Genomic DNA, 24,372 nt, shown 5'->3' with positions numbered 1-24,372 from the left:
TCGCAGGAATGTCGCAACCGTGTCGCAGAGCCGGAGAACCGCGTGCCGGGCCCTCACCTCATGTCCGATACTCGAGCCATGCCCCGCATCCTGCTTGTCGAGGACGACGACTCGGTCCGGATCAGCCTGGCCAAGGCGCTGGGGCGCTACGGCCACGAGGTCGACGCGGCGCCGACCGGTGAGCAGGGCCTACGGATGTACCGGGAACGTGCTCCCGAGCTCGTCGTGCTCGACCTCATGTTGCCCGAGATCGACGGGTTCGAGGTATGCCGCCGGGTTCGGGCGGCCGGAAACGTGCCGGTCATCATGCTCACGGCACGGGGCGACGACACCGACATCGTCGGCGGGCTGGAAGCAGGCGCCGACGACTACGTGGTCAAGCCGGTCGAGCCGCGCGTCATGGATGCCCGCATCAAGGCGGTGCTCCGGCGTGGCACCCCCGCCCCGACCGAGCAGCCCAGTACCGCCTCCTTCCGCGACCTGATCATCGACCGCGCGTCCATGACGGTCACCAAGGCGGGCCGGGAGGTCGCGCTGACCCCTACCGAGCTGCGTCTGCTGTTGGAGCTGTCGGAATCCCCCGGCCGGGTGCTGACCCGGCAGCAGCTGCTGGAATCCGTCTGGGATCACAGCTACCTCGGGGACTCGCGTCTGGTGGACAACGGGGTCCAACGGTTGCGCGCCAAGATCGAGACCGACACCACGGCGCCGGTCTTCATCCAGACGGTCCGCGGCTTCGGCTACCGCTTCGGGCCGGTTTAGCCATCCAACGGCAGATGCGCCTCGGAGATGTCATGCGCTGGCCAGGTGGCCTGCGTACCCGGGTGATCGTGGCGTTCGTCGTGGTCGCGATGGCGGCCGCCACGGCCGCGTCAGGCGCCGGCTACGTCGTCGCACGGGGCTCGCTGATCGAGGAGTCGCAGCAGCGCGCGACCGACTCGCTCCGCGACCAGCTCACCCAACTGGCCCCGGATGTGACGTACCCGCCGGACCAGCAGGCTCTCGACCGGTTGCGCAGGTCGATCGGCGACGACGCGCTGGTCACGTTCGACGGGATGAGCGCATCCGCCGGCAGCGCACTCGGACTCGTGAGCGACGAGCTGCGTGCCGCGGTCGCAACCGGGGACGGTTTCGCCGTCCAGCGCGTCGTCGACGATTCCGGCCCCAAGCTGGTGATGGGCACGTCCATGACGCTGACCGGGCTCGACGGCACGCGGAGCGAGTCGGGCGTCGACGTCTACGTCATCCAGGACCTGCAGCGCCTGCAAGATCAGCTGGACCAGTGGACGCGAGTGGTCGGATTGACCATCGCCGGCGCGCTCCCCCTCGCCATCGCTCTGGCCCTGCTGATCTCCCGAAGCGTTCTGCGTCCGATACGGGGGCTCCGGGACAGCGCGAACCAGCTCGCGCACGGGGACCTGAGCACCCGTCTGTCGCCGACCGGGCGGGACGAGCTGGCAGATCTGGCGACCACGTTCAACCACACCGCGGCGGAGCTGGAACGCTCGGTCGGCGAACTGCAGCGCCGCGAGGCCGACGCACGCCGCTTCGCCGGAGACGTGTCCCACGAGCTGCGTACGCCCATCATGGCGTTGACGTCGCTGATGGAGATGCTGGAGGCGGACGCGCGCAGCCGATCGCCGGACGATGCACAGATGGCGGCCATGGCCGTCGGCCAGACCCAGAAGCTGGCGCGCCTGGCCGAAGACCTGCTGGAGATCTCCCGTTTGGACGCCGGGGCCGCCCAGCTCCGGCCGGAGATGGTCGACGTCGCTCGCGTCGTCGCCGATTCCCTCCAGCTGCGCGCGTTCGACGACGGCGTCGAGCTGAGGACGCACGCCCCAGTCCTCGCCCGGGTGGACGTGCGCAGGTTGGACGTCGCCGTCGGCAACATCGTCGGGAACGCGCTCCGGCACGGCCGTCCACCGGTGATCGTCGACGTCCAGGTGGATGGCGACGACATCGTCGTCATCGTGACCGACCACGGCCCCGGCATTCCCGACGACGTGGGTCCCGACGCGCTGTTCGCCCGGTTCTACAAGTCGGACGCATCCCGGTCCACATCCGACGGCAGCGGCCTCGGTCTGTCGATCGCCCTGGCCAACGCACGGCTGCACGGCGGTGACCTGACGGCGTGTAACACCGAGGGAGCCGGCGCACAGTTCACGCTGCGTCTGCCGCGCCGGCTCGACGACGACGATCCGCCGCCCGCACCTCCCCCACCGGATCCGGCGGCGGATGGACATCCAGGAGGGGACGATGGCAGACGGTAGCGGCCCGTCGCAGGCACGGCATCCAACGATCCGAGGGCGGGCGGCGCTGCTCCTGACGGCGGCCGCGCTCCTGTTCGGCGGGTGCGGGGTGAGCCCGAGCGAGGTCCAGTACGCCGGTGAAGCGCCGACCGGGCTCGCCGAAGGGACCACGGTGTTCTTCCTCGACGACGACGGGACGCCGACGCCGAGCCAGCGCGACACCGGCCGCCTGGGTACCGTCCTGGGAGCGGTTCAGCTGCTGATGTACGGCACCTCCCCGCCAGAGGTCGGCGACGGCCTGCACACCGAGATCCCCGACACCACCGTCAGCCCGAGCATCGTCGACGCAGGCGAACACGTGACCATTCGGTTGCCGTTCATGAGCGGCGATATCAGTCCCGAGGGCATCGATCAGATCGTGTGCACGGCCATGGGCGTCATCGCGGCCTCGGGGCGGGACCTCGACCGAGTCGAGGTGGTGGTGAGTCTCACCGACACCGGCCCGGAGGAAAGGTCGTGTCCGGTTCTCGGCTGACCGCCTCCCATGATCATGAACAGTAGCCGTTCACATAGCACGGTTACTGTTCATGATCATGGGAGTGGCTCGGCTGACCCGTCTGAGGTCCACCCACGGGATGACGCACCACGGGATGACGTCAGCGCGCAGGTGGATCTGCCCAGGCACCGAAACATCCCCCGGGCAGACGCATGGACGGGCCGATCCCGGGCAGTCTGGATAGTGTCCGCACAATCCAGCAGGAGGACACCATGGCCACCTACGCGACGGCCGCCTCTCCCACCACGCAGCAGCCGGCCACGACCTGGCTACGGCGCGCGGCGCGAGTCCTGTCCCGCTACCACCGCACCGTCGGCGACGCATGGCGACAGCTGAGCAGTCCGCCGGCCGCGGATCCGCTGTCCGTCCAGCGCATCCTGGTCGAGATCGGCCGGCTTGAGCCCCGGCACGCCACGGGCACCACCAACCCGCACACGCTGCGCGCGCTGGCGGAGTTCCAGCGCGAACGGGAGTTGCGCAGCGACGGCATCGCCGACGCCGCCACCGTGCACGAACTGGCCCTCACCTGGCACGCGATGTCGGTGACCGCGCGGAAGGCCGACGGAGCCGACAGGCCCGACCGAGCGGCCGGGCCGGACGGCGCGGACGGCACGGACGGCACGGACGGCACGAGCGGGGCGCCCGGTTCCACCGATTCGCCCGGCTCCGCCGCCGCGCCCGAGCATTACCGCTCCGCGGCATGAAATGAGGACGGCCCGGCTGGGACTTGTGCAGTCCCGGCCGGGCCGTGATCGTGGGGGTGGTCAACCCCTCGCGTCCCGCAGCGCGTGCACCGACCGCCACGCGGCCAGGGACGCTACGACGGAGGCGACGCGCTCTTTAGTAGCGGTAGTGCTCGGGCTTGTACGGGCCCTCGACGTCGACGCCGATGTATTCCGCCTGGTCCTTCGACAGCTTCGTCAGCTTGCCGCCCAGCGCCTCCAGGTGGATCCGGGCGACCTTCTCGTCCAGGTGCTTCGGCAGCAGGTGGACCGTGTCCGTGCCGTACTGGCCCTGCTTGGTGAACAGCTCGATCTGGGCGATCGTCTGGTCGGAGAACGAGTTGGACATCACGAACGACGGGTGGCCGGTCGCGTTGCCCAGGTTCAGCAGACGGCCCTCGGAGAGCACGATGATCGAATGCCCGTCCGGGAACGTCCACTCGTCGACCTGCGGCTTGATGTTGACCCGCTTGACGCCCGGGTACCGTTCCAGCTCGGCGATCTGGATCTCGTTGTCGAAGTGGCCGATGTTCCCGACGATCGCCTGGTGCTTCATCTTCACCATGTGGTCGATCGTGATGACATCCTTGTTCCCGGTCGTGGTGATGATGATGTCGGCCTGGTCGATGACGTCGTCCAGCGTGGCCACCTGGTAGCCGTCCATCGCCGCCTGCAGCGCGCAGATCGGGTCGATCTCGGTGACGATGACCCGGGCGCCCTGGCCGCGAAGCGACTCCGCGCTGCCCTTGCCGACGTCGCCGTAGCCGCAGATGACGGCGGTCTTGCCACCGATGAGCGTGTCCGTGGCGCGGTTGATGCCGTCGATCAGGGAGTGGCGGCAGCCATATTTGTTGTCGAACTTCGACTTGGTGACGGCGTCGTTGACGTTGATCGCCGGGAAGAGCAGCTCACCGGCTTCGGCCAGCTGGTACAGCCGGTGCACGCCGGTGGTGGTCTCCTCGGTGACACCCTTGATGTCCGAGGCCAGGTTCGTCCACTTCTTCGGCTCCTCCGCCAGCGACACGCGCAGCAGCTCGAGGAAGACCTTCCACTCGTCCGGGTCGTTCTCGTCCGCCGCCGGCACCGCACCGGCCTTCTCGAACTCGACGCCCTTGTGCACCAGGAGCGTCGCGTCCCCGCCGTCGTCGAGGATCATGTTCGGACCCTCGCCCGGCCAGGTCAGCATCTGCTCCGTGCACCACCAGTACTCCTGCAGCGACTCGCCCTTCCAGGCGTACACCGGGGTGCCGGCCGGGGCGTCCTTGGTGCCGTTCGGCCCGACGACGACGGCCGCCGCCGCGTGGTCCTGCGTGGAGAAGATGTTGCAGCTGGCCCAGCGGACCTCGGCCCCCAGCGCGACCAGCGTCTCGATCAGCACCGCCGTCTGGATCGTCATGTGCAACGAGCCGGAGATCCGCGCGCCCTTCAGCGGCTTGGTCTCCCCGTACTCCTCACGCAGCGCCATCAGCCCGGGCATCTCGTGCTCTGCCAGCCGGATCTCGTTACGGCCCCACTCGGCCAGCGACAGGTCGGCAACGGCGAAATCGATGCCGTTGATCGTCTGCTTCGGCACGGACGGGGTGGTGAACCCTGCGGTCATATCAGATGACTCCTCTTCTTCGTGTTCGTTTCAATGTCCCGGCGGTGTGTTCTAGGTGTTGAAGTACTTGGCCTCCGGGTGGTGGACGACGAATGCATCGGTGGACTGCTCCGGATGCAGCTGGTGCTCGTCGGAGAGCTTCACGCCGATCCGTTCCGGCTCCAGCAACTCGACGATCTTGTCCCGGTCCTCCAGGTCCGGACACGCGCCGTAGCCGAGGGAGAACCGCGCGCCGCGGTAGCCGAGCCGGAAGAACTCGGTGATGTCGTCGGCGTCCTCCGCGGCCACCTGCGTGCCGTCACCGAACAACAGCTCCTCCCGCACCCGGCGGTGCCAGTACTCCGCCAGCGCCTCGGTGAGCTGCACACCGAGGCCGTGCACCTCCAGGTAGTCCCGGTAGGAGTTGGCGGCGAACAGCTCGTTGGCGAAGTCCGCGATCGGCTGTCCCATCGTGACCAGCTGCAATGGCAGCACATCCACCTGGCCGCGGGCTGCGGCCAGCTCCCGGGAACGGAAGAAGTCGGCTAGGCAGAGCCGACGATCTCGCCGCTGCCGCGGGAAGGTGAACCGGGTCCGTTCGGGGGCGTCCGGCTCCGGCGTGGACAGCACGACGACGTCGTCACCGTCCGAGACGCACGGGAAGTACCCGTACACCACGGCCGCGTGCGCGAGGATGTTCTCCGTCGTCAACCGGTCCAGCCAGTACCGCAACCGCGGTCTGCCCTCGGTCTCGACCAACTCCTCGTACGACGGCCCGGCACCGCCCTTCGCGCCGCGCAGCCCCCACTGGCCGAAGAACGTGGCCCGCTCATCCAGCATCGCCGCGTAGTCCGCCAGTGCCACGCCCTTGACGACCTTGTGGCCCCAGAACGGAGGCTCCGGTACGGCGACGTCCGCCGCCACGTCGGAACGTGCCGGCACCTCCTCGGCGGCTCCGTCGCCGGACGCGGCCGCCTGCGCCTCGCGGGCCGCGGCGATCCGCTTGGACCGTTCCCGGCGCGCCTTGCGCTCCGCACGCTTCCGCTCGGCCTCCTCATCCGCCTCGGTCACGTCACCCTTCTTCCGGGCCATGATCGAGTCCATCAGCCGCAGACCCTCGAACGCGTCGCGTGCGTAGGAGACCTCGCCGTGGAAGATCTCGGCCAGATCGTCCTCGACGTACGAGCGGTTCAGCGCGGCGCCGCCCAGCACCACCGGCCAGTTCTCCGCGACGCCTCGGGAGTTCATCTCCTCGAGGTTCTCCTTCATGATCACGGTGGACTTGACCAGCAGGCCGGACATGCCGATCGCGTCCGCCCGGTGCTCGCTCGCCGCGTCGAGGATGGCGTTGATCGGCTGCTTGATGCCGATGTTCACCACGTCGTAGCCGTTGTTCGACAGGATGATGTCGACCAGGTTCTTGCCGATGTCGTGCACGTCGCCCTTGACCGTCGCGAGCACGATCCGGCCTTTGCCGCCACTACTCTCTGGGTCGTCCTTCTCCATGTGCGGCTCGAGATGAGCGACGGCCGCCTTCATCACCTCGGCGGACTGCAGCACGAACGGCAGCTGCATCTGCCCGGACCCGAACAGGTCCCCGACGGTCTTCATCCCGGCCAGCAGCGTGTCATTGATGATCTCGAGCGGCTTGCGCTCCTTCATCGCCTCGTCGAGGTCGACTTCCAGGCCGTTCCGCTCGCCGTCGACGATCCGCCGCTCCAACCGCTCGTTCAGCGGCAGCGCGGCCAGCTCCTCCGCGCGCGACTCCCGGCTGGACGACGCGGTCGCCCCCTCGAACAGCTGCATCAGCTTCTGCAGCGGGTCGTAGCCTTCGCGGCGCCTGTCATACACCAGGTCGAGGGCGACCTCGCGCTGCTCGTCCGGGATCCGAGCCATCGGCAGGATCTTCGACGCGTGCACGATCGCCGTGCTCAGTCCGGCCTCGACGCACTCATGCAGAAAGACCGAGTTCAGCACCTGCCGGGCCGCCGAGTTCAAGCCGAACGACACGTTGGAGACACCCAGCGTGGTCTGCACGCCCGGGAACTCGGCGGTCAATCGGCGGATGGCCTCGATGGTCTCGATCGCGTCCCGGCGGACCTCCTCCTGACCGGTGGAGATCGGGAAGGTCAGGCAGTCGACGATGATGTCCTCGACCGCCATCCCCCAGTTGGTCGTCAGATCGTCGATGAGCCGCCGGGCCACCCGCAGTTTCCACTCCGCGGTGCGTGCCTGGCCCTCCTCGTCGATACAGAGTGCGACGACGGCGGCCCCGTGCTCGGACGCGATCCGCATAGCCCGCTGGAACCGCGAATCCGGGCCGTCGCCGTCCTCGTAGTTCACCGAGTTGATGACGCACCGGCCGCCGATCCGCTCCAGGCCGGCCCGGATCACCTCCGGTTCGGTCGAGTCGACCATGATCGGCAGGGTCGACGCGGTCGCCAGGCGTGCGGCCAGCTCGTCCATGTCCGCGACGCCGTCCCGCCCGACATAGTCGACGCACAGGTCGATCATGTGCGCGCCCTCGCGTGTTTGCGCACGAGCGATCTCGACGCAGTCCTCCCACCGTTCGGAAGCCATCGCCTCCCGGAACGCCTTGGAGCCGTTGGCGTTGGTGCGTTCTCCGATCATCAGCACGCTGGCGTCCTGCCGGAACGGTACCGGCTGATAGATCGAGGCCACCGACGGCTCGAACTGCGGGCTCCGCTCGAGCGGCTGCAGATCCGCCACCGCCTCGACCACGCGGTCCAGGTGCTCAGGGGTGGTTCCACAGCACCCGCCGACCATCCGGGTGCCATATTCGGTGACGAATCCGGCCAGCGCCTCGGCCAGTTCGTCCGGGCTCAGCGGGTAGACGGCGCCGTTCGGACCGATCTCCGGCAGCCCCGCGTTCGGCATCACCGACAGCGGCACCCGCGCATGCTGCGACAGGTACCGCAGATGCTCTCCCATCTCCGCCGGACCGGTCGCGCAGTTCATGCCGATCATGTCGATGCCCAGCGGCTCCAGCGCCGTCACGGCGGCGCCGATCTCGGAGCCGACCAGCATGGTGCCCGTCGTCTCCACGGTCACCTGAGCCACGATCGGCACGGTCCGGCCCTCGGCGGCCATGGCCCGCTTCGCCGCCAGGATCGCCGCCTTCGTCTGCAGCAGATCCTGGCTCGTCTCCACCAACACCACGTCGATGCCACCGGCCAGCATGCCGCGGACCTGCTCGACATACGCGTCGCGGATCTTGGCGTAGGTGACATGTCCCAGCGTGGGGAGCTTCGTTCCCGGGCCGATGGACCCGAGCACGAACCTCGGCTTGTCCGGGGTCGAGAACTCATCGGCCGTCTCCCGAGCCAGCCGGGCACCGGCCTCGGCCAACTCGTGGATCCGGCCCGCGATGTCGTACTCGGCGAGGTTGGCCCAGTTACTCCCGAACGTGTTGGTCTCGATCAGGTCGGAGCCGACCTCGAGAAACCCGCGATGCACACTACGCACCACGTCGGGCCGAGTGACGTTGAGGATCTCGTTGCAGCCTTCCAGGCCCGCGAAGTCGTCCAGCGTGAGGTCATGTGCCTGCAGCTGAGTGCCCATCGCCCCGTCCGCGACCAGCACCCGCCGGCGCACCGCGTCCAGAAATGCACTCTCAGCCACGTCTGCCACCTCCTCTAGGCAGCCTGCCCGATGAAGGGCTTGATCTCGGCGGCAGCGTCTTCACCGTAGGCGTCCGCGAACCGGCGGACGAACGAGTCCGGTTCGACCTCATAGTCCTGTCCCCCGAGCGTCTCCAGGACGGTCGTGGCGAGCACACCGCCGACCTGCATGGCGCGCTCAGCCGAGACTTGCCAGGATACACCCGCGAAGTAGCCCACCCGGAACGCGTCGCCGATGCCTGTCGGGTCGACCTCTTGCTTGGCCGGCACGCTGGGCACGGTCACGACGTCGCCGCCGCTCGACTCGAGCCGTGCGCCGGCCGCGCCGAGCGTCGTCATCCAGAAGTCGACCTGGCCGAGGACCTCGTCTTCGCTCAAGCCGGTCTTCTCCAGCAGCAGGCTGCGCTCGTACTCGTTGGTGAACAGGTAGTGCGCCCCATCCACCAGCTGACGCAGCTCGTCGCCGGTCATCCGGGCCACCTGCTGCCCCACATCGGCCACGAACCGGTAGCCGCGCTCGCGGCATTCGTTCGTGTGTTTGATCATCGCCACCGGGTCGTTCGGGCAGATCAGCACCAGGTCGAACCCGCCGACGCGGTCGGCGATCGGGCTCAATTCGATCTCCCGTGCCTCTTCCATCGCGCCCGTGTAGAACGAGGCGATCTGGTTCTGCATCTCGTCGGTGGTGCAGATGAATCGGGCCGTGTGCTTCTCGTCGGATACGTGGATCGACGAGGTGTCCACACCGTGGCTGTCCAGAATGGCACGGTACTCGGCGAAGTCCTGTCCGACCGCGCCGACCAGAACGGGAGACAACCCCACCTTCGCGAAGCCGAAAGCGATATTGCCGGCTGTCCCGCCACGGCGGATGTCCAGATGGTCGATCAGGAACGACAGCGACACCTGTTCCAGCTGGTCGGCCACGAGCTGGTCGGTGAACCTGCCCGGGAAGACCATCAGCTGGTCGGTCGCGATCGATCCGGTCACTGCGATACGCAAAGGGGTCTCCTCGTTCAATCGAGCTGGGCGGCGGCGGGCGCGTGTCGGTTTCGGCCCGTGCCCTCGTCGGCGTGCATCGTCAACGGCGTCGGTCTGTCACCCGGCGCGCGTGGGCGAGCATGCGCGGCGATATTCATTGTCGCCGCGGAACGCCCACGCGCGCGAGGGTGACCTACTCTCGGGGCGCCTGTCCGGCCCCTCAGACGCGGGCCGCAGCCTTGAGCTCCTCGACCCGGTTGGTCCGCTCCCACGGCACGTCCAGGTCGTCCCGGCCGAAGTGGCCGTACGCGGCGGTCGGCGCGTAGATCGGCTGCAGCAGCTCGAGATCGCGCACGATCGCGCCGGGACGCAGGTCGAAGACCTCCTCGATGGCCAGCTGGATCTTGGCCGGGTCCACCTTCTCGGTGCCGAAGGTCTCGATGAACAGCCCCACCGGCGCGGCCTTGCCGATCGCGTACGCGGACTGCACCTCGATCTTGTCGGCCAGCCCGGCGGCGACGGCGTTCTTCGCCACCCAGCGCAGCGCGTACGCCGCGGAGCGGTCCACCTTCGACGGGTCCTTACCGGAGAACGCGCCACCACCGTGACGGGCGTAGCCGCCATAGGTGTCCACGATGATCTTCCGCCCGGTCAGACCAGCGTCGCCCACCGGGCCACCGGTGACGAACCGACCCGTCGGGTTCACCAGCAGCCGCGTGGTCGAGGTGTCCAGACCCAGCGCCTCGATCTGCGGGCGCATCACCTGGTCCCGGATGTCCGGGGTGAGCATCGCTTCCAGGTCGATGTCGGCAGCGTGCTGCGACGACACCACAACCGTGTCGAGGCGGACCGGCTTACCGTCCTCGTACTCCACCGTGACCTGCGTCTTGCCGTCCGGGCGCAGGTACGGCAGCGCGCCCTGCTTACGCACGTCGGTCAGCTGCTTGGACAGCCGGTGCGCCAGCGCGATCGGCAGCGGCATCAGCTCCGGGGTCTCGGTGCAGGCGAAGCCGAACATCAGCCCCTGATCCCCCGCGCCCTGCGAGGCGATCTCGTCGTCGCTGCCCTCGACCCGCTTCTCGAACGCGGTGTCCACACCCTGGGCGATGTCCGGGGACTGCGCGTCGATCGCGATGTTCACACCGCACGACGCACCGTCGAAACCCTTGGCCGAGGAGTCATAGCCGATCTCCAGGATCCGCTCCCGGACGATGCTCGGCATGTCCACATACGCCTCAGTGGTGATCTCACCGGCGATGTGCACCTGCCCGGTGGTGATCAGAGTCTCACACGCCACCCGCGACTTCGGGTCCTGCGCCAGCAGCGCATCCAGGATCGAGTCGCTGATCGCATCCGCCATCTTGTCCGGATGCCCCTCGGTGACCGACTCACTCGTAAACAAACGCCGATATGCCATTCTTCTCCACTCTCTTCTCTCGTCACAAACGGGCCGCGCCGAACTGAACGAAGCCGCCTTGGCTTCCGCGGGCGCCTCATAATCTCCGTTGGAAAGGCGTTACCTAACTTACTGACGTGCGATGATGATGCCCCAGGCCAGGTTTCCGGCGTGGCCGCCCTCGACCCAGTTCTTCAACCCTGCCTTCATCCGCTCTTGATATTCGACGCTCACCCGCCCGGTCAGCTCGGACGCGCGCTGCTCCAGCTCGTCCCGGACCCGGCCGTAGTGACGCGGCAGCTGCTCGCTCTGGTCCCTGAACTCGACGTTGCCCATGCCGAGCCGGTACAACTCGCGGCGGTAGAAGCCGGGCGAACCCATCGTGTCCAGCTGCAGACGAGCCAGAATGGGCTCGAGCGCGCCGGCCGGGCAGTGGTCGGCCGCCATCGGGTCGGTGAAGATCAGCGTCCCGGACGGGCGGAGTACCCGGACCACCTCTTCGAGCACCCGGACCCGATCACCGCTGTGCAGGAAGGCGTCCTGCGACCAGACGATGTCGTAGGAGTTGTCCTCGAACGGTAGGTCCTCGAACGATCCGTCGACCACGTCGATCAGGTCGTCGATGCCCTGCTCGGAATTCATCTTCCGGTTGCGCTCATTCTCGACCTCACTGAGGTTGAGACAGGTCACCCGGCAGCCGTAGGTCTTGGCGAGGTAACGCGCCGAGCCACCGTAGCCGGCGCCGACATCCAGAATCTTGGTGTCCGCGTCGATCTTCAGTTCGGCGGCCATGTTCTCGACCGTGCGACGGCTCGCGGAGGCGATCTCCTCATCCGGTGTCAGGTAGGTTCCGACGTGGATGTCTTCGCCGCCCCAGATGATGGCGTAGAAGTTGTCGGCGTCTTCGGAGTTGTAGTAGTCCCGCGCCACGTTGACCGGCGTCGAATAGATCTCGGTCAGCTCTTCATCGGGGCGGTAGCGCTTCTCCGCGACGTGAATGAAGAAGTCCGGCTCGTTTTCCTTGTACGTTTCCTGGAAATCGCCGTACGTCTCGATCCGCTGGAAACCCACCTCGCGCATGAGGCGGCGCACATAATTCTTGCGCAACGGATACATATTGAGGTAATACTCGGAGCCGTCAGGGAATGTGTACTTAAAACGAGCCAACCCGTCATCGACGTGTTCTGGAACGGCGGACACGTCATCGCCGGCGTAATAATAGGTGTGCTTACTGGAGAAACCCTCGTCCAGAATCGCGTCATAATTGCGCTGATCCAGAATCAGCACACCATCGTGTTTGAGCATCGCGTAGAACTCGGCCAGCGCCTTGCGGCGGTCACGCTCTGAGAAGAGGTGGGTGAATGAGTTACCCAGACACACGATCGCGTCATATTCACCGTGGACGTCCCGGTTGAGCCAGCGCCAGTCGGCGTTGACCACCCGCAGGATGTGCCCGCCGTGCTTGACGCCGTTCTCGAACGCCTTGGCAAGCATCTCCGGGCTGCCGTCGGCACTGACCGTCTCGAAACCTTCTTCGATGAGCCGCACCGAGTGGAACCCCGTACCGGTCGCCACGTCGAGTACCTTGCGGACCCCGCGCTCCTTGAGCTGGTCGACGAAGAAGTTGCCCTCGCTCTCGGCCCGCTTCTTCCAATCGATGAGGTCGTCCCACTTGTCGACGAACCCGGTCACATATTCTTCGGTGTAGTGATCGGTCGTCCTGACCTCCAGCGGATTCTCGCCGAAGTCCTGATGAACGTCGGAAGTCCCAGATGACTCCGGGTCGGCATTGACGCTGTCGGTTCCACGGACTGCTGCACTATTTTCTCTGGCCATGCACAACTCCCAGTGTTCATGCGGCATGCGGAGCACCGCAGCCGAAGCACCGTTGCGTCAGCCGCTGACCGCTCCCGTCGGGCAAGGAAACACGTTCAGGCGACGCTCTCTGCCGCGCGGGCAGCCTCACGCCCGCCTGTCACCTGACTTCCCGTCGGCATTTCACTGGACCGGTCCCAGCGTCGCGGCGGAACCCGCGGCTGGCCCCGTCGCGCATTACTGAACACGCTAAAGGATCCGAACAGACATATCAACTCTCACCCACCGAAACCCGGGCTGACCTGGGAGGTCACGGACCATTTCATACGTGGTCCCGATGCAATCCAGACGCCTGCGAGGGCACCTGGCCATAGCCGTGAATCAATGGCGTAAAGTAGTGCCGTTCGGTAACTTCACCAATATCTCACCATGTGGGCGGGAGCGATTCCGATCTTCCCACGTCAACGCTGGTCCGTACGTCTTCATGTACCCTCCACGCGCATTGCATAAACGATGACAGATTTGTTCCCATGGGCGCAACCGTTCCGAAGTGCGCAACATTTTCATGGCGTACTGCGAGTGATTTCACAGCGAATCTGATCATGATTTCCACCCAATGGCGGGTGCAATATCGGTCGCTCAATTCGACCGTCTCCGGTGGTCAGCGCGGTGTTCGGCTACAGAACGCTCGTCCGGCTAGCGTCCACTGGCGCGTCGACGCTCGCTGCCCCGAGCGCCCCGCGCGACGCCCTCGCCGGGGCAGGTCGAACAGGCCGGCTCGGCACGCCGGGTAGGGGGCATAGCGGAAGTGAACGACGGAACGTGGTCGAATACCACCATGCTCTCCGCCGACGACGCCGCACAGATCGTAGGTGCTGGGGTGGTCGCCCTGGTGACTGTCTGCCTCACTATCGCCTGGATACCGGCGCGCGGCCGATATCCGGGAGGCCTCCCGTCCCGGGTCTTCATCTCGGTCGGACTGGTGGCCATCATCTGGGAGCCGGCCGGCCTGGGCGTGATCGGCTTGGTGCTCGCGGCCATGGGTCTGGCCGTGTGGTGGTCAGGTCAACCCGAGCCCGAGCTCCCCCGCCCGCGTCGAGTCGGCTTCGTCGTCTCGTCGCTGTTCTTCGGCGCGTTGACGTACGCGGTGATCCGCGGATGGTGGGTGTTCGGCGCGATGAGCGAGGAGGTACGGCTCATCGCGAGCGTGTTCGCGGCTGGGACGGGCCTGCTGGGCACCCTGGCCATCGCCGACCGTGCTCGTGTGACCTACCGGGACGCGCTGCGCCGGCATTTCCGTCCGCCGCCCACGGCCGCTCCCCCGCCGTGAAGGTCACCAGGAGCTTCTCACCCCACACAGTAGGGCCGCGGCCGGGTGCCCACCGGGGTCCTCGCGCTTGTTCATGAGTGCACGTTGCGTCATACGCCGGTTTGGGAGCCTGTATGCGTCACTGACACTCAATGAGCGGGCGAATCATCCTGAGACAGCGCAGCCTGACACGCTCGCCGCCTCCTCCTGCGGCACACCGATCGACGGCATGCCGAGCAGCACGCCGCTGCTGCCGCCGCCCGCATCCGCCGCGGTGGCCCGCTCGTACGCATCACCGGCCCGGGTACGACGTATCTCGTAGCGACCGCCGTCCGCCGCCGAGTCGGCCACCAGGTAGTGCGGAGCGGCCCTGGTGACCTCGACGGTCACCACGTCACCTGGACGGGGCGGCTGTGGGCCCTCAGCACCGTCCTCCGTCGTGGTGGCGGGCACTGCGAAGTGCACCAGCCGGTTGTCCCGTGCTCGGCCGGACAGGCGCTGCGTGCGCTCGTCCTTGCGGCCCTCGCCGTCGGAAACAAGCACGTCGACCTCGCTGCCGACCAGTGCCCGGGCCTCGTCCCAGGCCACCTCTTCGACCAGGTCCGCCAGCCGCTGATACCGCTCGCGGACCACCTCCGGCGGGACCTGATCCGCCATCTCCGCCGCGGGTGTCCCCGGGCGTTTGGAGTACTGGAACGTGAACGCGGAAGCGAACCGGGCCTCACGCACCACGTGCAGGGTCTGCTCGAAGTCCTCGTCCGTCTCGCCCGGGAAGCCCACGATGATGTCGGTGGTGATCGCGGCGTCCGGCATCGCCGCACGCACCCGCTCCACCAGGTCCAGGTACCGGCGCTGCCGATACGAGCGGCGCATCGCCTTGAGTATCCGATCCGAACCGGACTGCAGCGGCATGTGCAGCTGCGGCATCACCGTCGGTGTCTCGGCCATCGCGGCGATCACGTCGTCGGTGAAATCCCGCGGGTGCGGGCTGGTGAAGCGGACCCGCTCCAGGCCTTCCACCGCGCCCACCGAGCGCAACAGCTTGCCGAAGGCGTACCGGTCGCCGAACTCCACGCCGTAGGCATTGACGTTCTGCCCGAGCAGCGTCACCTCGATGACACCGTCGGCGACGAGCGCCTCCACCTCCGCCAGGATGTCTCCAGGCCGCCGGTCCTTCTCCCGGCCGCGCAAAGCCGGCACGATGCAGAAGGTGCAGGTGTTGTTGCAGCCGACGCTGATCGCCACCCACGCCGAGTACGGGCTCTCCCGCCGGGACGGCAGCGACGAGGGGAACACCTCCAGCGCCTCGACGATCTCGACCTGGGCCTCCTGCTCCACCCGGGCCCGCTCCAGCAGCACCGGCAGCGACCCGACGTTGTGCGTGCCGAAGACCACGTCCACCCAGGGTGCACGGCGCACGATCTCGTCCCGGTCCTTCTGCGCCAGGCATCCCCCCACCGCGATCTGCATGCCCGGACGGGAGGCCTTCACCGAGGCCAGATGCCCCAGGTTGCCGTACAGCTTGTTGTCCGCGTTCTCCCGGACGGCACACGTGTTGAGCACGACGACGTCCGCACCGGAGCCGTCGTCGCCCGCCTTGGTGTAGCCGGCGTCGTCGAGCAGACCGGCGAGCCGCTCGGAGTCGTGGACGTTCATCTGGCACCCGTAGGTGCGGACCTGGTATGTGCGCGCATTCATGTCGGGATCTAGGCTACGCCAAACACCCTGCATCATCCGAAGTCGAGTCGTAGCCTGACCGTAACCGTGAAATCCGTGCACATCCCTGGTCAAGATAGGTAGGTTGCCTGCATGACCGCCAGCGACGACATGACCGGCTCCGCCTCCGTGCCCACGGCGGAGGTCGGCCAGCCCCTTGTCGAATTGCGTGACGTCCAGAAGTATTTCGGCTCGCTGCATGTGCTGCAGGACATCAACATGTCCGTGGCGCGCGGCGAGGTGGTGGTGGTGATCGGCCCGTCCGGCTCCGGCAAGTCGACGTTATGCCGCACCATCAACCGCCTGGAACCGATCGATTCCGGCACCATCACCCTCGACGGCCAGCCGCTCCCCGCGGAGGGGCGGGCGCTGGCCCGGCTCCGCGCCGACGTCGGCATGGTCTTCCAGGCGTTCAATCTGTTCGCACACAAGACGGTGCTACAGAACGTGACACTCGGGCCGATGAAGGCGAAGGGGGTGAAGAGAGCGGCCGCGCAGGAAGAAGCGATGCGTCTGCTGGAACGGGTCGGGGTGGCGAACCAGGCGAACAAGTTGCCGGCTCAGCTCTCCGGCGGTCAGCAGCAGCGGGTTGCCATCGCCCGCGCGCTAGCGATGAAACCGAAGGTCATGCTCTTCGACGAGCCGACGTCCGCACTGGACCCGGAGATGATCAACGAGGTCCTGGACGTGATGACGTCGCTCGCCAAGGAAGGCATGACGATGGTGGTGGTCACGCACGAGATGGGATTCGCCCGACGGGCGGCCCACCGCGTGATATTCATGGACGACGGCCGAATCGTCGAGGAGGCCGCCCCCGAGGAGTTCTTCACCCGACCGAAGAGCGATCGGGCGAAAGACTTCCTGAGCAAGATCCTGACGCACTAAGGAGTTCAACCCGATGCGCACCAAACGCTTCATTTTTGCCGCGGTCGCTGCCTCGACCGCGCTGGCCCTCGCCGCGTGCGGCGACGACGATGACGACACCACGACGGAGCCCGAGGACGTCGAAGCGGGCGACTTCGAGGAAGGCACCACGATGGCCGAGCTGGCCGACGCCGGCTCCATCACCATCGGCACCAAGTTCGACCAGCCTCTGTTCGGGCTGCGCGGGCCCAGCGGTGACCCGGAAGGTTTCGACGTCGAGATCGGCAAGATCATCGCGTCCAAACTCGGTATCGACGAGGACGGCATCGAGTGGGTGGAGACCCAGTCGGCCAACCGCGAGCCGTACATCGAAGACGGCCGGGTCGACATCGTCGTCGCCACCTACACCATCAACGACGAGCGCAAGGAAGTCGTCGATTTCGCGGGTCCGTACTACGAGGCCGGGCAGATGATCATGGTCCGTGCGGATGAGGAGGAGATCGAGAGCCCGGACGATCTCGCCGGCAAGAGCGTCTGCACCGTCGAGGGTTCCACCCCGGCGCAGAACATGCGGGACAACTATCCGGATGCGAACCTGGAGCTGTTCGGTGCCTACTCTGACTGTCTCGAGCCGCTGCGGCAGGGTCAGGTCGACGCGCTGACCACGGACAACGTGATCCTCGCCGGATACGTGTCGGAGAGCCCGGACGACTTCAAGCTCGTCGGTGAACAGTTCACGGAGGAGCCGTACGGCATCGGGCTCGCCAAGGGCGACGACGAGTTCCGCGACTTCATCAACGATGTCTTGGAGGAGTCCTACGACGACGGCAGCTGGGTCGAGGCGTGGGAGTCCACCGCCGGAGAGGTCCTCGAAACGCCGGAGCCACCGGAAGTCGACCGCTACTGATCGCTCGTCAGACGGCCATCGGTCTTCGACCACGAACTCGTGTGGCCGAAGACCGATGGCCTCGCCGTCGATGCTCATGATCGGCGGATACCCGTCTGCGTCCGCCGGCCGGCGGACCGGCCCCAACTGATCGACGCGTTGAAGAAGGAGGTGAACGTGCGTGGATGCCATCTTCAGCAACCTGGACCTGTACTGGCAAGGATTCAGGATGACCCTGTGGCTCACCCTTGCCTCCGCCGCGACCGCCCTGGTTCTCGGAACGATCCTCGCCGCGTTCCGGGTATCACCGGTGGCGAGCCTGCGCTGGTTCGGCACCGTCTACGTTGAACTGGTTCGCAACACCCCACTGACCATTGTCTTCTTCTTCTTCATCTTCGTGGCGCCGCAGGTCGGGATAAGAACTCCGAGCTTCTTCGTCTCGGCGTGGGTGGCGTTGTCGATCTACACTGCGGCCTTCGTGTGCGAGGCGGTACGGTCCGGAATCAACAGTGTCGGGGTCGGTCAGGCCGAGGCCGCGCGTGCGATCGGTCTGACGTTCACCCAGACGCTCCAGCTCATCGTGCTGCCGCAGGCGTTCCGGACGGTTGTGCCGCCGCTGATCAACATCTTCATCGCGCTGACCAAGAACACATCGGTGGCAGGCGGTTTCGCCGTGACTGAGCTGTTCGCCATCGGACGCAGGCTTGCCAACTCCAACCCCGCGGACGTCATACCGGTGCTGATCGGCATCGGAGTGTGTTACCTCATTCTGACGATACCGTCCGGAATCCTGGCGAGTTGGGTTGAACGGAAGGTCGTGTTCGCGCGATGAGCTCGGTACTTTACGACACCCCTGGTCCGCGAGCCCGGCGCCGAGAGCGCATCGGCTCCGTCATCGGCGGCCTGGCGCTGCTCGCGTTGCTCGGCTTCGGCGCGTGGCAACTGCAGAAGAACGGCATCTTCGAGGCCGAACGCTGGTCGATCTACTTCGACCCGCCGAAGAACCAGGAAGCGGCCGACGTCTGGAACTTCCTTCTGGTCGAAGGGCTCGGCGCCACACTGCGCGCCGCCGCGATCGCCGCGCCGCTCGCACTGGCGCTCGGGCTGATCCTCGCCGTCGGCCGGATCACCCCACAGCGCTGGATCAGCTGGCCGTCGATCTTCGTCATCGAGATCTTCCGGGGCCTTCCCGTGGTGCTGATGATGCTGTTCGGTGTCTTGGCGCTCAACCTGTCGTTCCTGGAAGCCGTGGTATTCGGCCTGGTCGTCTACAACATGGCGATCTTCGCCGAGATCCTGCGCGCCGGTATCGTCTCGCTGCCGGCGGGACAGGCCGAGGCTGCATACGCGGTCGGCTTGACACGCACCCAGACATTGCTGTCCATCCTGCTGCCGCAAGCCGTCCGGCGCATGCTGCCGTCGCTGGTCAGCCAGCTCGTCGTGTTGCTCAAGGACAGCTCGCTCGGTTTCATCATCGGCTACGCCGAGCTGCTTCGATCGGTACAGAACCTCCGCGACTTCTTCGGCATCCGGTACGTGGTCCCGCTGTTCGCCGTCGGCGCCGCGATCTACATCATCATCAACCTGACGCTCTCCCGGCTCGCCGTCTACCTGGAACGCCGTGGCTCCGCCAAGACCGCCGGCGGTGTAGCCGCCGCGAAGGAGGCCGTCGGCGGCCAGGTACAGGGCCCAGACGACCGTTCCACGGGCGCGTAGCCAAACGCCCACCCAGCACCATGCCATGGTGTGGCAGAGCCGGTACCCGCTACGGGACGCGCCGTCTCGGGTTCAGCTCCACGGCTGTGCCCGAGAGGATGGCACATTGCGCGCTCATAGCCGCGCGAAGGACAGGGACTATCGAGCGAATTCGGTGGCGCGGGACTCGCGAACCACGGTGATACGGATCTGGCCGGGGTAGGTCAGTTCCTCTTCGACCTGCTTGGCGATGTCCCGGGCGAGCACCTGCGCTTGGAGGTCGTCGACGACGTCCGGCAGCACCATCACCCGGATCTCGCGGCCGGCCTGCATCGCGAAGACCTTCTCCACACCGTCCTGGCCCATCGCGATCTCTTCCAGCCGCTCCAGCCGCTTGACGTAAGCCTCCAACGACTCCCGGCGGGCGCCGGGCCGGCTGCCGGAGATGGCGTCAGCCGCCTGCGTCAGCACCGCGTAGACGGTGCGTAGCTCGACCTCGTTGTGGTGCGCCTCGACCGCGTGCACCACGTCCTCGCTCTCGCCGTACCGGCGGGCGATCTCCGCCCCGATCAGGGCGTGGCTGCCCTCCACCTCGTGGGTCAGCGCCTTGCCGATGTCATGCATCAGCGCGCACCGCTTGGCGAGGGTGACATCCAGTCCGAGCTCAGCCGCCATCATGCCGGCCAGGTGAGCCGACTCCAGCAGATGCTGCAACACGTTCTGGCCATACGAGGTGCGGTAGCGCAACCGGCCGATCAGCGCGACCAGGTCCGGATGGACATCGGTGATGCCGACCTCGACCAGCGCGTCCTCGCCCGCACGCACGCAGAGGTTCTCCACCTCGGCCCTGCTCTTGTGGTACTGCTCCTCGATCCGGTGCGGATGGATCCGGCCGTCCAGCACCAGCTCTTCGAGGGTCAGCCGCGCGATCTCCCGGCGCACTGGATCGAAGCAGGACAGCAGCACCGCCTCGGGCGTGTCATCGATGATCACGTTGACGCCGGTGATCTGTTCGAATGCACGGATGTTCCGGCCCTCACGGCCGATGATGCGGCCCTTCATCTCATCACCCGGCAGGTTCAGCACCGAGACGACCGCCTCGGAGGTCTGCTCCGACGCCAGCCGCTGAATCGCCAGCGTGATGATCTCCCGGGCCCGGCTCTGTGCCTGTTCCGTGGCATCGCGTTCGATGTCGCGAGCCTTGATCGCCGCATCCCGCTTCGCCTGGTTCTCGATCGCCTCGATCAGTTCGTTCTTCGCCTGTTCGGGTGTCAGGCCGGCCACCCGCGCCAGTTCGGCTTTGCGCGCGCTCTCCAGCTCGTCGATCTCGACCAGCCGCTGCGCCATGGCGGTCTCTTGCTTGGTCAGTTCCTGTTCGCGGCTTTCCAGAGAGCGAGCTTCCACGTGCAGGCGCGCTTCGCGCTGTCCCAGCCGGACCTCACGCTGCTCCAAGTCGAGCCGCTTCTGGTGCAATTGACTATTGGTGTCGTCGGCATGTTGCTCGAGCTGCTCGGCCTCGGCGCGTGCCTGCGCCAAGATCTCAGCCGCCTTCTCCTCGGCAGCCGCCTTGGTAGCCTCTGCGGCCTCGTTGGCCGCCTCGAGCCGCGCCGATCGGTCGGCCCGTTCCTGCTCCGCGCGCGCGTGCTCGAGCTGCTGACGATGGTTCGCTCGCCGGAACAGCCCGATCGCGACAATGGCCAGAACGAGGGCAAGAACTGCGCCGACGACGAGGATGGCAGTGGCAGTGTCCATCGTCGGCTCCCTCACGTCGACGCCCGAGTTGGGCGTTGCCTCGGTGGAACCGTTCTGCGACCACTATGGCAGCACCACATCGCCCTGGGCACTCCATGGCCGACGCGTTGCATCGCCCATTCGCCCGGCGCACTCAGCTAGACGTGTCTACGCCCGGCCACCATCACATATGCGCCAGCTCGCCACCCTATGAGGACGGGAGTCCTGTATTTCGTACCCGTTGCGCTGTAGCTATGTCGATCCGCGGTCGCGGAGAACATTCCACCTTTAGGACGAGGCTACGTAAAGGCGAAGTCGTGGTCAAGGCAGGGTTACCTTACCGTGCCTCATCTGCCGCACGGTTTAGACCTTCAACGTGGTTCCCCACACACGATACGGACGGCACGCTACCCGCCCTCGTGCGTCCGGATCAAGATCGTCTCGCCAGAGTGTCAGATCTCTTCGCGCCGGACAGGAAGCGGCAACCGTGCGTTCACGTTCCCGCTACCTTCACTCGAGCTGCGGCTCGGGTAGGTCGTCGCCGTCGGCTCCGTCTGACTCCAGCGCCTCGCGGACTACCCGATAGGCGAGGCCCTGCGGATACCCCTTGCGTGCAAGCATCCCCATCAGCCTCCGCATCCGAGCCTGAGGCTCGAGTCGCCTCGTGCCCGCCAGCCGCTTGGCCACCAGCTCACGAGCTGTCTCCTCCTCACGCTCCGTCGGCAGGGCCGCGACGGCCTCGTCGACCAGTGCCGGCTCGACGCCGCGTTGACGTAACTCATGACCGAGCGCGCGACGGGCCAATCCTCGACCCACGTGCCGCGACTCCACCCATGCCTCGGCGAAGGCTGCGTCGTCGATGAGGTTCAACTCGGCGAACCGGTCCAGAACACGCTCCCGGACATCATCCGGCACGCCCTTCTTCGCCATCGCTTGGTCGAGCTGGGCCCGCGTCTGCGGAGCAGCGGCAAGCCGACGCTGCACGATCTCCCGCGCAATGCTTTCAGGATCAGCCTCTGCGTCCTCGCTGGCCGCTCTACGGGAGCGGCCAGCACCAGCCCTGTCAGTCACCACTATCAACTCATTCGGCGGAGATACGTACTCAGAAGTCGACCGGAGGCTCCTCGGCTGCCACGTCAATCTTGGGGCCGACGCCCAGCTTCTCCTTGATCTTCTTCTCGACCTCTTCCGCGATGTCCGGGTTCTCCTTCAGGAAGTTACGGGCGTTCTCCTTGCCCTGCCCCAACTGATCGCCCTCATAGGTGTACCAGGCGCCGGACTTCCGGACGATGCCCTGCTCAACGCCCAGATCGATCAAGCTGCCTTCTCGACTGATTCCTTCACCATAAAGAATATCGAACTCTGCCTGCTTGAATGGAGGCGCTACCTTATTCTTGACCACTTTAACCCGAGTCCTGTTTCCGACTGCGTCGGTTCCGTCTTTCAGAGTTTCAATTCTACGGATATCCAAGCGGACAGAGGCATAGAATTTCAGTGCCTTGCCACCGGTGGTGGTTTCCGGGCTGTTGTGCACCATCACGCCGTCGACGAAGTAGTTGTGATTCCCCTCGACCTCGATGTCAAACCTGCGCATCGAGCGCGTCGGCGGCTTGACGTGGATGTCGAGCACGCGTGCAGGCATGAGCTCTAGCCGCTCTTCCACGAACTCCGAAGTGACGTCGAACTGGCCGCGGAATTGCGGAAGTAACTTGTGCTGCATCGAGGGATGAACATATGGCGCAATCAGCTCGTGCAGCTTCGCGGTCCCCGCCGTTGTGAATTGAAGAACGTTTTGCCGACGACTACCGCGCTTGCGGACGGCGCATGCGACTCCCAGAGTGTCGTTCAGATACTCGACCAGACGCTCCTGCGTCCCTGTACCCATCGCGTCGACGCAGATCTCGGCACGTCCCGTCCCGCCTCTAGTGCGCTCCTGCACACCCTTGGAGCGGATGCTGAACGAAGCATCGTCCATATACCAGATGGCCAACGCCAACGGCGTCAACTTTTTCAGATACTCAAACGATAGATGCTTCCTTCCGTCGCCCCAGTACACGGCGTCATATAGCTCGCCGAGCTCCGGCAATGGGGTGAAATCGATCCACGCCGAACCCCGTTCATCAGTACGCCGCGTCTGCGTGATGTTTCCGAGCAGAGAGCCCTTCCAGTCGAGGTAATTGACCTGCTTGGGTCCGTGCCCCATCCGGAACCGGACCCCGTGGCGGTCCCGGCGATTCGGGGCGAGGTGACCGTCTCCCATGACGCTGCCTAGGATCACCTGCCACTGCTGATCACTTAGGCACATCGGTTCGGAAACCATCACGCGCTCGCCCACCTTGATGTCGCCCGCATGGCGCCAGCCACCGGCAGTACCGATCAAGTGGTTTTCCGTGGCGGCGAACTGGGATCGGCCATTGCCGCCGGACTTCTCCACCGTGAACTGGAGGAAGCGTTCGGCGTTGCCGTTGTCGAACCAGTTGACGATCCGACGTGGGACCACCTGGCCCGTCTCCGGATCATAGGAGAGCACCTCGACGTCCATCTTCTGGTTGACGATCTTGCCGATCTTCTCCGTGGTGCCGTCGGCCAGGTTGACACGAGTGCTGTAGTTGAAGCAGCCGAAGAAGACTCCGACCTTTTCCCGGAGCTGATTGATGAAGATCGCCGTCGTCTTGGAGTGACTCAGCGCTCCGGCGATCTTCCGCAACGCCTGGCTCATCAGCCGGGCCTGCAGACCCACGTGGCTATCCCCCATCTCACCTTCGATCTCAGCGCGCGGGACCAACGCGGCGACCGAGTCGATGACGATGATGTCGAGAGCGCCCGAGCGGATCAGAGTGTCCGCGATCTCCAGCGCCTGCTCTCCGGTATCCGGCTGGGAGACCAGGAGCGAATCCGTGTCTACGCCGAGCGCCTTCGCATACTCGGGGTCGAGAGCATGCTCGGCGTCGATGAAACCCGCCACGCCTCCGGCCTTCTGTGCATTGGCCACTGCATGGAGAGCGATCGAGGTCTTACCCGAACTCTCTGGGCCGTAAATCTCGATGACCCGGCCTCGGGGCAAGCCGCCGATGCCGAGTGCGACATCCAGCGAGATCGATCCGGTAGGGATGACCTCGATCGGCGCACGGGCTTCCTCGCCCAAGCGCATTACCGAGCCCTTGCCGTGCGCGCGCTCGATCTGCGCCAGCGCCGTCTCAAGGGCTTTCTCGCGGTCTGCGGGAGCTGCCAT

At 66.2% G+C, this 24,372-nt stretch carries 18 protein-coding genes; 9 read left to right on the top strand and 9 right to left on the bottom strand.

What is annotated here, in order from left to right; genetic code table 11:
- Nucleotides 1-78 precede the first annotated feature (78 nt).
- The 4 genes from G1H10_RS16370 to G1H10_RS16355 all read left to right on the top strand — a co-directional run bounded on the left by G1H10_RS16370 (nucleotide 79) and on the right by G1H10_RS16355 (nucleotide 3,512).
- Nucleotides 79-762, top strand: a complete 684-nt coding sequence (locus G1H10_RS16370) for a response regulator (RefSeq protein ID WP_163739692.1) — start codon at nucleotides 79-81, stop codon at nucleotides 760-762.
- 32 nt (nucleotides 763-794) lie between these two features.
- Nucleotides 795-2,273: an ATP-binding protein gene (locus G1H10_RS16365; protein WP_163739690.1), complete on the top strand. Its 1,479-nt coding sequence runs from the start codon at nucleotides 795-797 to the stop codon at nucleotides 2,271-2,273.
- On the top strand, nucleotides 2,260-2,787 hold the full coding sequence (locus tag G1H10_RS16360) for a hypothetical protein (protein WP_163739689.1): 528 nt from the start codon (nucleotides 2,260-2,262) through the stop codon (nucleotides 2,785-2,787). The genes G1H10_RS16365 and G1H10_RS16360 overlap by 14 nt, the downstream gene beginning before the upstream one ends.
- A 233-nt stretch (nucleotides 2,788-3,020) precedes the next feature.
- On the top strand, nucleotides 3,021-3,512 hold the full coding sequence (locus tag G1H10_RS16355; protein WP_163739687.1) for a peptidoglycan-binding domain-containing protein: 492 nt from the start codon (nucleotides 3,021-3,023) through the stop codon (nucleotides 3,510-3,512).
- Nucleotides 3,513-3,648: 136 nt separating this feature from the next.
- On the opposite strand, the gene ahcY is transcribed toward G1H10_RS16355, so the two are convergent.
- The 5 genes from ahcY to G1H10_RS16330 all read right to left on the bottom strand — a co-directional run bounded on the left by ahcY (nucleotide 3,649) and on the right by G1H10_RS16330 (nucleotide 12,987).
- Nucleotides 3,649-5,130, bottom strand: a complete 1,482-nt coding sequence (gene ahcY, locus G1H10_RS16350; protein WP_163739684.1) for an adenosylhomocysteinase — start codon at nucleotides 5,128-5,130, stop codon at nucleotides 3,649-3,651.
- 51 nt (nucleotides 5,131-5,181) lie between these two features.
- Nucleotides 5,182-8,760, bottom strand: a complete 3,579-nt coding sequence (gene metH, locus G1H10_RS16345; protein ID WP_163739682.1) for a methionine synthase — start codon at nucleotides 8,758-8,760, stop codon at nucleotides 5,182-5,184.
- Between the two features lie 5 nt (nucleotides 8,761-8,765).
- Nucleotides 8,766-9,749 (bottom strand): carbohydrate kinase family protein, encoded by a 984-nt coding sequence (locus G1H10_RS16340; RefSeq protein WP_163739680.1) that lies wholly within the window; start codon nucleotides 9,747-9,749, stop codon nucleotides 8,766-8,768.
- Between the two features lie 199 nt (nucleotides 9,750-9,948).
- Nucleotides 9,949-11,145: a methionine adenosyltransferase gene (gene metK, locus G1H10_RS16335; protein WP_163739679.1), complete on the bottom strand. Its 1,197-nt coding sequence runs from the start codon at nucleotides 11,143-11,145 to the stop codon at nucleotides 9,949-9,951.
- A gap of 108 nt (nucleotides 11,146-11,253) precedes the next feature.
- Entirely contained in the window at nucleotides 11,254-12,987 is a 1,734-nt protein-coding gene (locus tag G1H10_RS16330) for a glycine/sarcosine N-methyltransferase (RefSeq protein WP_216853336.1), read from the bottom strand.
- A 790-nt stretch (nucleotides 12,988-13,777) separates the two neighbouring features.
- Here G1H10_RS16330 and G1H10_RS16325 point away from each other — a divergent pair.
- A complete protein-coding gene (locus tag G1H10_RS16325) occupies nucleotides 13,778-14,269 on the top strand; it encodes a hypothetical protein (RefSeq protein WP_163739677.1) in 492 nt (163 codons plus the stop codon).
- A gap of 144 nt (nucleotides 14,270-14,413) precedes the next feature.
- Here G1H10_RS16325 and miaB read toward each other — a convergent pair whose 3' ends face one another.
- The gene (gene miaB, locus G1H10_RS16320) at nucleotides 14,414-15,946 is read right to left on the bottom strand and encodes a tRNA (N6-isopentenyl adenosine(37)-C2)-methylthiotransferase MiaB (RefSeq protein WP_163739675.1); all 1,533 of its coding nucleotides are present in this window, start codon (nucleotides 15,944-15,946) and stop codon (nucleotides 14,414-14,416) included.
- A gap of 129 nt (nucleotides 15,947-16,075) precedes the next feature.
- Here miaB and G1H10_RS16315 point away from each other — a divergent pair, with 129 nt between their 5' ends.
- The 4 genes from G1H10_RS16315 (at nucleotide 16,076) to G1H10_RS16300 (ending at nucleotide 19,430) form a co-directional block, all read left to right on the top strand.
- Nucleotides 16,076-16,849 (top strand): amino acid ABC transporter ATP-binding protein, encoded by a 774-nt coding sequence (locus G1H10_RS16315; RefSeq protein WP_163739909.1) that lies wholly within the window; start codon nucleotides 16,076-16,078, stop codon nucleotides 16,847-16,849.
- Nucleotides 16,850-16,862: 13 nt separating this feature from the next.
- Complete coding sequence (locus G1H10_RS16310; protein WP_163739673.1) at nucleotides 16,863-17,735, top strand: glutamate ABC transporter substrate-binding protein; 873 nt, start codon at nucleotides 16,863-16,865, stop codon at nucleotides 17,733-17,735.
- 160 nt (nucleotides 17,736-17,895) lie between these two features.
- Nucleotides 17,896-18,546 carry an amino acid ABC transporter permease gene (locus G1H10_RS16305; RefSeq protein WP_163739670.1) on the top strand — a complete coding sequence of 217 codons (651 nt, stop codon included), beginning with the start codon at nucleotides 17,896-17,898 and terminating at the stop codon, nucleotides 18,544-18,546.
- Nucleotides 18,543-19,430 (top strand): amino acid ABC transporter permease, encoded by an 888-nt coding sequence (locus tag G1H10_RS16300; RefSeq protein ID WP_163739668.1) that lies wholly within the window; start codon nucleotides 18,543-18,545, stop codon nucleotides 19,428-19,430. Before G1H10_RS16305 ends, G1H10_RS16300 begins: the two co-directional genes overlap by 4 nt.
- 138 nt (nucleotides 19,431-19,568) lie before the next feature.
- Here the strand turns inward: G1H10_RS16300 and rny are convergent, their stop codons facing one another.
- The 3 genes from rny to recA form a co-directional block, all read right to left on the bottom strand.
- Complete coding sequence (rny, locus tag G1H10_RS16295) at nucleotides 19,569-21,161, bottom strand: ribonuclease Y (protein ID WP_163739666.1); 1,593 nt, start codon at nucleotides 21,159-21,161, stop codon at nucleotides 19,569-19,571.
- A 489-nt stretch (nucleotides 21,162-21,650) separates the two neighbouring features.
- Nucleotides 21,651-22,211 carry a regulatory protein RecX gene (locus G1H10_RS16290; RefSeq protein ID WP_216853334.1) on the bottom strand — a complete coding sequence of 187 codons (561 nt, stop codon included), beginning with the start codon at nucleotides 22,209-22,211 and terminating at the stop codon, nucleotides 21,651-21,653.
- Nucleotides 22,212-22,242: 31 nt separating this feature from the next.
- Entirely contained in the window at nucleotides 22,243-24,372 is a 2,130-nt protein-coding gene (gene recA, locus G1H10_RS35050) for an intein-containing recombinase RecA (protein ID WP_163739906.1), read from the bottom strand.

The organism is Phytoactinopolyspora halotolerans (genome assembly GCF_010550675.1).
Classification (GTDB): Bacteria; Actinomycetota; Actinomycetes; order Jiangellales; family Jiangellaceae; genus Phytoactinopolyspora; species Phytoactinopolyspora halotolerans.
The sequence above is the reverse complement of the archived record's forward strand: the minus strand, read 5'-3'. Positions and strand labels throughout refer to the sequence as shown.